12 protein-coding genes are annotated in these 10570 nt (G+C 27.1%); 10 read left to right on the forward strand and 2 right to left on the reverse strand.

Features of this window, described 5'->3' with window-relative positions; all coding sequences use genetic code 11:
- The first annotated feature begins 73 nt into the window (after window positions 1-73).
- Genes BUA62_RS07720 through BUA62_RS07730 form a run of 3 tightly spaced genes read left to right on the forward strand, consistent with a single transcriptional unit; the run spans window position 74 to window position 1300 of the window.
- Window positions 74-634, forward strand: a complete 561-nt coding sequence (locus tag BUA62_RS07720) for a sigma-70 family RNA polymerase sigma factor (RefSeq protein ID WP_072865149.1) — start codon at window positions 74-76, stop codon at window positions 632-634.
- On the forward strand, window positions 631-840 hold the full coding sequence (locus tag BUA62_RS07725) for a hypothetical protein (protein ID WP_072865151.1): 210 nt from the start codon (window positions 631-633) through the stop codon (window positions 838-840). The genes BUA62_RS07720 and BUA62_RS07725 overlap by 4 nt, the downstream gene beginning before the upstream one ends.
- A 1-nt stretch (window position 841) precedes the next feature.
- Window positions 842-1300, forward strand: coding sequence for a SoxR reducing system RseC family protein (locus BUA62_RS07730; protein ID WP_072865153.1), 459 nt, complete (start codon window positions 842-844; stop codon window positions 1298-1300).
- Window positions 1301-1322: 22 nt separating this feature from the next.
- On the opposite strand, the gene BUA62_RS07735 is transcribed toward BUA62_RS07730, so the two are convergent.
- Window positions 1323-2573 carry an MFS transporter gene (locus BUA62_RS07735; RefSeq protein WP_072865155.1) on the reverse strand — a complete coding sequence of 417 codons (1251 nt, stop codon included), beginning with the start codon at window positions 2571-2573 and terminating at the stop codon, window positions 1323-1325.
- Window positions 2574-2749: 176 nt separating this feature from the next.
- Between BUA62_RS07735 and BUA62_RS07740 the strand changes: the two genes are divergently transcribed.
- From BUA62_RS07740 to BUA62_RS07770, 7 genes are all read left to right on the forward strand, one after another.
- Complete coding sequence (locus BUA62_RS07740) at window positions 2750-3259, forward strand: rubrerythrin family protein (protein ID WP_072865157.1); 510 nt, start codon at window positions 2750-2752, stop codon at window positions 3257-3259.
- Between the two features lie 24 nt (window positions 3260-3283).
- Entirely contained in the window at window positions 3284-3640 is a 357-nt protein-coding gene (locus BUA62_RS07745) for a class II SORL domain-containing protein (protein ID WP_072865159.1), read from the forward strand.
- 198 nt (window positions 3641-3838) lie between these two features.
- A complete protein-coding gene (locus BUA62_RS07750) occupies window positions 3839-4087 on the forward strand; it encodes a TM1266 family iron-only hydrogenase system putative regulator (RefSeq protein WP_072865160.1) in 249 nt (82 codons plus the stop codon).
- 9 nt (window positions 4088-4096) lie between these two features.
- Window positions 4097-5512, forward strand: coding sequence for a [FeFe] hydrogenase H-cluster radical SAM maturase HydG (hydG, locus tag BUA62_RS07755; RefSeq protein WP_072865163.1), 1416 nt, complete (start codon window positions 4097-4099; stop codon window positions 5510-5512).
- Window positions 5513-6616, forward strand: coding sequence for a [FeFe] hydrogenase H-cluster radical SAM maturase HydE (hydE, locus tag BUA62_RS07760; RefSeq protein ID WP_234970298.1), 1104 nt, complete (start codon window positions 5513-5515; stop codon window positions 6614-6616). It abuts the gene before it with no gap.
- Window position 6617: 1 nt separating this feature from the next.
- On the forward strand, window positions 6618-7829 hold the full coding sequence (hydF, locus tag BUA62_RS07765; RefSeq protein ID WP_072865164.1) for a [FeFe] hydrogenase H-cluster maturation GTPase HydF: 1212 nt from the start codon (window positions 6618-6620) through the stop codon (window positions 7827-7829).
- Window positions 7830-7831: 2 nt separating this feature from the next.
- Window positions 7832-9205, forward strand: coding sequence for an aspartate ammonia-lyase (locus BUA62_RS07770; RefSeq protein ID WP_072865166.1), 1374 nt, complete (start codon window positions 7832-7834; stop codon window positions 9203-9205).
- 16 nt (window positions 9206-9221) lie between these two features.
- Here BUA62_RS07770 and BUA62_RS07775 read toward each other — a convergent pair whose 3' ends face one another.
- Complete coding sequence (locus BUA62_RS07775) at window positions 9222-10091, reverse strand: mechanosensitive ion channel family protein (protein WP_072865168.1); 870 nt, start codon at window positions 10089-10091, stop codon at window positions 9222-9224.
- Window positions 10092-10570: the final 479 nt, after the last annotated feature.

The raw sequence follows: 10570 nt of genomic DNA on the forward strand, positions 1-10570 counted from the left end.
TATAGTCTAAAAAGATATAGTAGGAGCCTCTTTTGTGGTATAATAAATAAAAACCGCAAAGAGGTGATTTTTCTTGAATGAAAAAAAATTAATTGAAAAATTAAAAGAAAAGGATAAAGAAGCTTTTGAAGAATTATATAATACTTACGCACCTAAAATATATGTAACGTTAAAAAAGTTTGTTGATCCAAGTGAAATAGAAGATGCTCTTCAAGAGGTTTTTTTTAAAATATTTAAAGGCATTCATACTTTTAGAGGTGATTCGAAACTTTCAACATGGATATATCAAATTACTATTAACGTTGGAAAAGATTATATTAGAAAAAAGAAAAAATACGCTGTTGAAAATATTGATTTAACAGAGAATTATACTGAAGGAATTGGAATTCAACCAGAAGCCGATGTAAATGTTTCCAGTGAAGTATTAGATGAAATGGAAATGGAGAAAATAAAAAAAATTATGGAAAATCTTTCTGAAGAAGATAGAATGTTAATAAAGTTAAGAGATATTGATGGTTTAAGTTATGATGAAATAGCTAAAAAGCTCAATAAACCTTTAGGAAGCGTAAAGAGTAGATTGCATTACGCAAGGAAAAAGTTTCAAAAGTTGTTAAAGGAGGAGAACCTCGTATGATAGATGAAAAAAAATATGATATATTAAATAAGGTTCTTGATGGTGAATATTTAGAACAGATAGATAAATCGTTGGAAGAAGAGGTAGAAAGATATAGAACATATATAAAAGCATATTTTCTTTCACAAGAAAGCTATGCAGTTATAAATAGATGTAAACATACAATAATTTCAAAAATTATTATTAATTTAGATATGGAGGAGTAAGATGAGAGAAGTATTTTTGGTTGATTCAATAGATGAAGAAAGAGTTAATTTAATAAGTACAAGAAGTTCAAGTTGCGAAAGCTGTTCTTTAAATGGTGCATGTAATTTAACAGGTGGTAATAATGAAAGAACGATGAAAATAAAAAAGAAAGAGTTTGATGAAATTCCATCTATAGGTGATTATGTAATAGTTGAAATACCAGATTTTTCAATTTCTAAAATCTCCTTTATAATTTATGGATTTCCTCTTCTCTCCTTTTTAATTTTATTGTTAATAGCTTATTATATAACGAAAAACGATATACAATCATTTATTGTTGGTTTATTTGGAATGAGTGGAGCATATGGAATAATAGCTTATTTAGATAGAACTGTATTTAAGAAAAAATACAATCCAAAAGTAATAAAAATTTTGCCTAAACAGAAAAATATTCACGTTGAATTAGGGATTTTAAAGTAATAAATAAAAAAACATCCCATTTTTAGTGGGATGTTTTTTTTGATAAATGTAAAAGTAAAAAATTTACCATTAAAAACATTAAAGAAATTATAATTAATGCAGTGCTAAGACTAAATTTGTCAGCAATTATACCAATAATTGGAGTTATTATAGCTGCTAAAATAGTTTTTAGTTGTGACTCTACGGATAAAACAGAAGCTAAAATATTACTATTTATATTTTCTGAAATATAAGCAACACCAATAGGTCTTCTGAGATTTTCAATCAAATATATTCCAAGATAAAAAATAATAGAAACAAAAATAAATCCTTTGTGATAAGTAAATCCACTTATTATTCCAAATAAAAAACCCAAATTCATAGTAATTATTAAAGGTATATATAAATTTTTAAATCGTTCGGAAAATTTTCCAGAATTTCGTGAAAAAAACGATGTTAATAAATAAAGTAAAAAATACACAATACCGATCACAATAGATGAACGTTTTTCGCTTTCAAGTGTTATAAATATTGGCAGAGAAAGAGCGAATGCCTTTAATATAGGTTGCAAAAAATCTTTAACAGCAGAATAATACCCGCTATAAGTAGCAGTTAATAAAACACTTTTAAATAAGTTAAAACTTTTAAATGATACAGCAAATTCTTTTAAAACACCTGAAAAAGAAGCTTTGAAATTATTTAAATTAAATTCTTTTAACTCACCATCAAGCTCTTTTGGATAAGTAAACATTAAAATTAAATCTAAAACGTAAGGGATTATAGAAAACAAGAATATTGATTGATAATTTCCCGAATAAAATACAATACCTGCAGCTAAAAGTGAAGAAATAGCTGAACCTATTTGAGAACAAGATCGTGTATTCCCATAATAATGAACCTTCAAATCAAACCAACCTTTAATTTTTAAATATTCAAGAATCATAGCTTTATGAGTTCCTGATCTAAAAGCTTCTCCGAAAGCATATAATATCATTGAAAAGGAGAATAAAAGGAAATTTTTAGAAAAATAAAAGATAAAAAATGAAATTATATAATTTGAAAAAGAAAAAACCATAGATCGTCTTCTGCCAATTGAATCTGCAATAATTCCAGTTGGTATTTCTAAAATGTTTGTTGCGATTTTCATTATAGAATATAAGATACCAATTTGGAAATACGTTAATCCTTTTTCTAAGAAAAAAAGAATTAAAAAAGGTTCAAAAAATCTCAAATTCTTTAAAAATCCATAAGAACAAAATTTATAAAATTGAATATTTTTATATTTTCTTTCCATAATTCCCTCCTAAAATTATTCTGAAATATATTATAACATAAAAATTGTTCTATTTTGATAATTATCTTCTTAATCTTTAATTAATTTTTTGGAAATTTGATCTTAACATAAAAAATATAGAATTATCTTGTAATAATTTTAATTTTGTAATATATATTATATAGGGGGTGGAACATATGGTTAAAAGAGAGATGACAAGAAAATTTTTAGAAGATGCTTTTTGTGGTGAGTCAAAAGCTCACATGAAATATTCTATTTATGCTGAAGATGCAGAAGCTCAGGGTAAAAAAAATTTAGCAAGATTATGGAGAGCTATAGCATATGCAGAATTTGTTCATGCAAGAAATCATTTTAAAGCATTGGGATATTTAGGAGCAGTGGATGCAAATTTAGAAGATTCAGCTGCTGGAGAGCATTTCGAAATTGAAGAAATGTATCCAGTATATAAAAATGCATCAGAATTTCAAGAAGAAAAAGAAGCTATAAGAAGTGCGCATTTTGCTTTGGAAGCAGAAAAAATACATGAAAAAATGTATAATGATGCGCATGAGTATTTAAAAAATAACGATGATTTAGAAGATAAAAAGATTTTTATTTGTGAAATATGTGGATATACTACATTTGACACAGTTCCAGATAAATGTCCTGTATGTGGAGCACCAGCAGAAAAATTCAAAGAATTTTAAAAAATTTAAAAGAGGTGGGTAATAATGAAATTAGGCGATGTAATTAAAAGTGCTGATTTTAAAAGTGAAAAACATGTTCCTGTAATAGATACTCCGGATAAAGTGAAATCTGATGAATTATTTAAAGTTGAAGTTCAGGTTGGTAAAGATATCCATCATCCTAATACTGTTGAGCATCATATTTCCTGGATTGACTTATATATTCATTATGATGGAGATCCTAATACAGTTCATCTAGGAAGATTTGAATTTGGTCCAGCTGTAACTGAACCTCATGTTGTTACACATATAAAACTTAATAAAAAAGGCACATTAATAGCGCATTCTTATTGTAATATCCATGGTTTATGGGAATCACAAAAAGAAATAGATGTAGAATAAAGAATAGCCTTCGGGCTATTCTTTTTATATTAGTTAATCTTTTCGTAACAATATAATGTTATAATAATCACAATTAAAAGTGAATAAATTCTCCTGAGATGAAGGAAGAAATTCTGACATCAAGGGAGGGGATGAGTATTAAAGGAATAATAATATATTCCCCTTCCTTGGTGTTAAACGAAAGGAAGGGGATTTTTTATGGAAGATAAAATTAGTACAATATCTATTATTGTGTATAACAGGGAATTAGCTTATCAAAAGGTAAGTGATATCTTACATAATTACGGAGAAAAAATTTTATTAAGAGTAGGATATCCGATGAAAGAAAAAGGGATAGCTATAATATTTTTAGTAGTAGAGATGACCACAGATGAATTGGGAGCACTTTCAGGAAAATTAGGTCAAATAGAGTCAGTTAAAGTAAAAACAAATACTTTAAAGATATGAGGTGAGAGTATGTATTTTATTAAAGATTCAGAGAATTTAAAATCATTTATTCCCGAAGAAAAAATCCAAGAATTACTTGAAAAAACAAAAAATCCAGATCCCGTTAGAGTAAGAGAAATAATACAAAAGTCTTTAGATAAAAATCGACTTGATCCAGAAGAAATGGCGATATTACTTAATGTTGAAGATAGAGATTTGCTCGAAGAAGTTTTTGAAGGTGCGCGTGAATTGAAAAGAAGAATATATGGTAATAGAATAGTTTTATTTGCACCTTTGTATATAGGTAATGAATGTATTAATAATTGTCAGTACTGTGGTTTTAGAGTTACAAATAATGCTATTGAGAGAAGAAGTTTATCAATAAATGAAGTTGTGGAAGAAGTGAAAGCTTTAGAAAATAAGGGACATAAAAGATTAATAGTTGTATTTGGAGAACATCCTAAATATGATGCAAAATTTATGACAGAAACGATTAAGGCAATATATAATACAAAATTAGGTAAGGGGGAAATTAGAAGAGTAAATGTAAATGCAGCGCCACAGACAGTAAAAGATTATAAGTTGTTTAAAGAAGTGGGAATAGGGACATTTCAAATTTTCCAGGAGACATATCATTATGAGACATATAAAAAATATCATTTAAATGGTCCTAAATCCAATTATCATTGGAGATTATATGGGTTAGATAGAGCATTTAAAGCGGGATTAGATGATGTTGGTATAGGTGCTTTGTTTGGTTTATATAATTGGAAATTTGAAGCTATGGGTTTATTGTATCACACTATTCATTTTGAAGAAAGATTTAATGTTGGACCACATACTATATCTTTCCCAAGGATGGAACCAGCTTTAGATACCCCAATTGCAGAAAAGCCACCATATGCAGTATCTGATGAAGATTTTAAAAAATTGGTAGCAATTTTAAGATTGGCTGTCCCATATACAGGATTAATACTAACTGCGAGAGAACCAGTAGAGATAAGAAATGAAGTTATGAAATTTGGAGTGTCTCAAATAGATGGAGGTTCATCAATAGGCGTAGGTAGTTATCATGAAACAGATGATGAAAAAATTAAAAGAAGTCAATTTTTATTAGGTGATAATAGAACATTAGATCAGATTATTGAAGAATTGGCTGAAGAAGGTTATTTACCTTCATTTTGTACAGGGTGTTATAGGTTAGGAAGAACAGGAGAACATTTTATGGAATTTGCAATTCCGGGATTTGTAAAAAGGTTCTGTACTCCAAACGCAATATTAACATTTTTAGAATATATTGAGGATTATGCGCCAGAAAGGACAAAAGTAATTGGTATTAGAAGAATAGAAGAAGAAATAAAAAACATGAAAAATAATCCTTTAAAAGAGCAGTTACTTGAAAAAATAGAAAAAGTAAAAAATGGCGAAAGAGATTTATACTTTTAGGTGGTGATTATAATTTCAAAAAGATTTGAGAAATTAACAAAAAGATTAGTTGACATTAAAACTGAAATGCCAGAAGAAATAAATAAAATTATAGATTATTTCATAAAAAATAAAACATTAGATTATGAGAAAATACTGTGGATATTATCATTAAAAGACGAAGTCATAAAAGAAAAGATTTTTAAAGTTGCAGATATTGTAAATAAAATTCTGAATACTGATATAGTTACATTAAAGGGAGTTATAGAATTTAGTAATTATTGTAAAAAAAGTTGTTATTATTGCGGTATTAGAGTTCAAAATGAAGAGATTAATAGATATAGAATACCAATTAATGAGATTTTTCAAATAGCAAAAAATGGAGTAGAAATGGGATTAACAACGATAATTTTACAATCTGGAGAAGATGATAATTATAGTGATGATGAATTAGAAGCATTAATTTATAAAATACATCATGAGTTAAAAACAGCTGTATCAATATCAATAGGTGAAAGGAGTAAAAAAGCTTATGAAAGATTTAGAAAGGCAGGAGCTTCAAAGGTATTATTAAAGCATGAAATAATAAATAGAAAAATATTTGAGAGTATTCATCCAGATAAAGATTATGATTTAAGAATAAAACTGTTAGATCATCTTGTTGATTTAGGTTATATAACAGGTTCTGGTAATATAATAGGTCTTCCTGGTCAAACATTAGAAGATATTGCAAAAGATATTATTTTTATGAAAGAGCATAATATAAAAATGATAGGCATGGGACCGTTTATTTCTACACATAATACGCCATTAGAAAATTATAAAAATGGTTCAGCGGAATTGACGTTAAAGGCATATGCTGCAACTAGATTAGCTATACCATATGCGCAGATGCCAGCGACAACGGCACTTGGAACTATAGATAGAAAATATCAATTTAAAGCATTGAATTGTGGGTGTAATGTTATTATGGTTAATTTAACACCTGATAAATATAGAGAAAATTATAATATTTATGACGAAAAAATAAAGGTAGATCTTATTGAAACCGCAAAAGAAATTATAAATATGGGATTGTCTATTCCGCCATATACATTAAGAAATTTGTTCATAAAGGAGGCATAATATGGCTTCTCCAATGAAAGGATATAGAAAATATATAGCAATAACTGGTAAAAGAAACGTAGGGAAATCCACGTTGATAAATGCTATATTAGATCAGGATATAGCGATAATAAGTGATAAACCTGGAACAACAACAGATCCAGTATATAGGAGTATGGAATTAGCTCCTTTAGGGCCAATTACATTAGTGGATACTCCAGGTATAGATGATGATGAAAATGAAATTGGAAAAAAGCGAATAAACAAAGCGAATAAAGCATTATATAAAGCAGATATTTCTTTATTAGTTGTAACAGATGTAGTTTCTGAATATGAGAAAAAATTAATCGACAATTTTAATAAATTAAACATTCCTTTTATAGTAGTGATAAATAAAATAGATGAGTTAACTAATATTGAAGAAATAAAAAAATCTTATATTGAGTTCACAAAAGAAATTGTAGAAATATCTGCAAAAGAACACAAAAATATTGAATATTTAAAAAAGAAAATATCAGAAATAACACCTAATGATGAAGAAATCCCCTTAATAGCAGATTTAATAGAACCGGGGCAACTTGTAGTTTTGGTTGTACCAATAGACTTAGGTGCTCCGAAAGGTAGGCTGATAATGCCCCAGGTTACAGCTATTAGAGAAATATTGGATAGAGAAGCTATAGCGATTGTAACTAAGGAAAGGGAATTAAGACACACTTTAGCAAAATTAAATCAAAAACCAGATTTAGTAGTTACTGATTCACAGAGTGTTATGAAAGTAGTTTCTGATATAGATTTTGATACACCGTTAACAACCTTTTCTATATTAGAAGCTCGTCATAAAGGTGATTTAAATGTTTTATCAGATGGAATAAAAGCAATTGAAAATTTGGAGGAAAATGATAAAGTTATTATAATGGAAGGATGTTCTCATAGGCCATTAACAGAAGATATAGGAAGAGTCAAAATACCAAGATGGTTAACAAATCATTTAGGAATAAATTTAAATATAGAATTTTTTGCAGGTGTGGATTTTCCAGATTATGAAATTATTAAAGATGCTAAATTAATTATACATTGTGGAGGATGTACTTTAACAAGGAAGAATATGTTAAGAAGAATACATATCGCAAACATGTATAGTATTCCGATAGTCAACTATGGAGTTATAATATCTTATTTACATGGTGTTTTAGATAGAGCATTAGAAATTTTTCCTGAATTAAAGAAGGTGTAATTGTGCGAAAAGAAAAAGATTTTATAGGAGAAGTTGAAATTTCTGATAATGTGTATTATGGTATACATACATTTAGAGCACTTAATAATTTTCCAAATACAGGTGAAAAGTTTAATGAAAGTTTTTTGTGGGCCTTTTTTATGATAAAAAAGGCCGCAGTAATTGTAAATTATGAATTGGGATATTTAAATGATAAAATTTATGAAAGCATTATTAAAGCATGTGATGAATGGGAGATATTGAAAAATGATATTGTTGTTGATCCATTAAGTGGTGGGGCAGGAACTTCGATAAATATGAATGTTAATGAGGTTATAGCAAATAGGGCTACAGAACTTTTAGGCGGAGAAAAATCAGAATATATTGTTAATCCTTTAGATCATGTTAATATGCACCAATCAACAAATGATGTATTTCCAACAGCCGGGAAGATAGCTATAATAAAGGAATTGAGAGAATTAGTTGAAAATATTATTATTTTGCAAGATAATATTCAAATTAAAGAAAAAGAATTTATTAAAATACGAAAAATAGGTAGAACTCAATTAATGGATGCAGTTCCAATATTATTAGGACAAGAATTTGGTGCATGGGCAGATGCTTTGAGTAGAGATAGATGGAGACTATATAAAGTTGAAGAAAGAATAAGAAGTGTAAATATTGGTGGAACTGCAATAGGAACGGGAATAGCAGCTCCAAAAAATTATATTTTAAAAATAACGAATAAAATTAGAGAAGTTACAAAAATTGGAATAGCTAAAGCTGAAAATTTAATAGATGCAACACAAAACTTGGATGTTTTTTCAGAAGTAAGTGGGTTATTAAAATCATTAGCTGTGAATTTAATAAAAATATCTAATGATATTAGATTGTTAGGATCAAGTTCAATAAACGAAGTAATATTGCCAAAAATTCAAGCTGGAAGCTCGATTATGCCAGGGAAAATAAATCCTGTAATTCCTGAATATGCAATACAATTGTCGATGAGTGTAATAGCTTTTGATAATTTAATAACAAATGCAGCAAGTTTAGGTAATTTAGAGTTGAATCATTTAACTCCTATGATAATACATTATACATTAAAATCAATAGAATTTTTAAAAAAATCAACATATGCTTTAAAAAAATATATAAACTTAATTCAACCAAATGAAGAAAGATGTACAAAAAATCTAATGCAATCTTTTACGTTAATTACACCTTTAATTGAATTATTTGGATATGAAGAAGTTTCAGATTTTTTGAAAAAAAATAATTATAATATTGAAAAAGCAGTAGAAGAACTATCAAAGAAATATAATGTAAATTATAATGAATTAATAAATAAATTAAAATCTAATAAAACAGCCGGACTTGGTTATAATTTAAAAAAATGATCCTACAAAAATTGGATCATTTTTTTAAATATATTGTTTGACTCGGATAAGCTAAATTAATATCTTCATTATTAGAGAATTCTTCTAAAATAGATTCCCAAATTTCATGCGAAGACCCTCTTCTTTTTCTTGGATGTATTAAATATCTAATAGTTAATAAGACACCATTATCTTTAACACTTGTATAAACTATCGGGGTTAATTTGTTATAATATATCATATATTTTGCAGCAGCTTGTTTTAATTTTTCTTCAGCTTCTTTACTCAAATGTTCAGCGTGTTTTTTAGCAATATTCAATAAAATGTTTTTGGCTTTTTTCCAATTGCTGTCAAAAGTAATCAAAACAGGAATTTCATTCCATATAAATTTAAAATCCTTGGTATAATTAGCAAGATTTTGATTGAATATTATTCCATTTGGAATATGAATAATTCTTCCAGTACTTTGATCAGCATTAACCCAGTTTTTAATCTCCAATATAGTAAAATTAAGAATACTAATATCTATAACATCTCCAGCAAAATCACTTATTTCTATTCTGTCTCCTATTATAAATGGTTTTTTAGTAATTATATATATCCAACCAGCAAAATTAGTTATCAATTCTCTTAAAGCAATTGCTAAACCGGCAGAAAATAAACCTAAAAATGTTGAAAGAGATTGGAACCCTTCAAACCATAATCTTCCAATTAATAAAGCACCTATTAAGATTATAAAATAATTGGAAGTCTTATTCCAGTAGTATTTAGTTTTAGTTTCTTTTATTTTTTTTAAAACAATGGTATTATTTAGTTTTTTTAAAAGATAAAGTATGAAAAATATAGTAAAAGAAATTATTATTTTTTTTCCATAATAAGTGCTTAGAAAAGAATTTATGTAATTCATAAAAAACCTCACTTAAAAATGTTGTATTTAGTATACTATATTATATCATAAAAAAGATAAATAACGTTATTATTAACGAAATAAAAGAAATCATAACTTAAAAAACAACTTATATAATTCTTTAAGAAAGATAGGATCTTCAAAAATAGAGGAAAAAGAAAGTAACGGCAAAGCAAAAAAGATTACACAAAGGTAAACAGGGAAAAATTAGCAAAATTAGAGATAGGGGAAACAAAGAAGTAGAAAAAAGGAACGAAATCAAACTGAAAAGTAGTATGAAAAGCATAAACCAAAAGAATGAATCAAAAAGATTCGCTAATTTGAAAGATTGAAATTTCAAAAAAATAATAAATAATAAAAATAGTTAATAGTAAGTATATAGTAAGTATGTATATTATCTCCGAACAAAATTAGAACGAGTTGATTTAATAGAAGTAAGTAAATCATCTCTACCCATATCATGAGCTAAAAAAGCAGAA

This window comes from Marinitoga hydrogenitolerans DSM 16785, from assembly GCF_900129175.1.
Lineage (GTDB): Bacteria > Thermotogota > Thermotogae > Petrotogales > Petrotogaceae > Marinitoga > Marinitoga hydrogenitolerans.

Coding starts and splice junctions, on each gene's coding strand:
- BUA62_RS07725 (WP_072865151.1), top strand. CDS start 631: ATGATAGATGAAAAAAAATATGATATATTAAATAAGGTTCTTGATGGT.
- BUA62_RS07730 (WP_072865153.1), top strand. CDS start 842: ATGAGAGAAGTATTTTTGGTTGATTCAATAGATGAAGAAAGAGTTAAT.
- BUA62_RS07735 (WP_072865155.1), bottom strand. CDS start 2,573: ATGGAAAGAAAATATAAAAATATTCAATTTTATAAATTTTGTTCTTAT.
- BUA62_RS07740 (WP_072865157.1), top strand. CDS start 2,750: ATGGTTAAAAGAGAGATGACAAGAAAATTTTTAGAAGATGCTTTTTGT.
- BUA62_RS07745 (WP_072865159.1), top strand. CDS start 3,284: ATGAAATTAGGCGATGTAATTAAAAGTGCTGATTTTAAAAGTGAAAAA.
- BUA62_RS07750 (WP_072865160.1), top strand. CDS start 3,839: ATGGAAGATAAAATTAGTACAATATCTATTATTGTGTATAACAGGGAA.
- hydG (WP_072865163.1), top strand. CDS start 4,097: ATGTATTTTATTAAAGATTCAGAGAATTTAAAATCATTTATTCCCGAA.
- hydF (WP_072865164.1), top strand. CDS start 6,618: ATGGCTTCTCCAATGAAAGGATATAGAAAATATATAGCAATAACTGGT.
- BUA62_RS07775 (WP_072865168.1), bottom strand. CDS start 10,091: ATGAATTACATAAATTCTTTTCTAAGCACTTATTATGGAAAAAAAATA.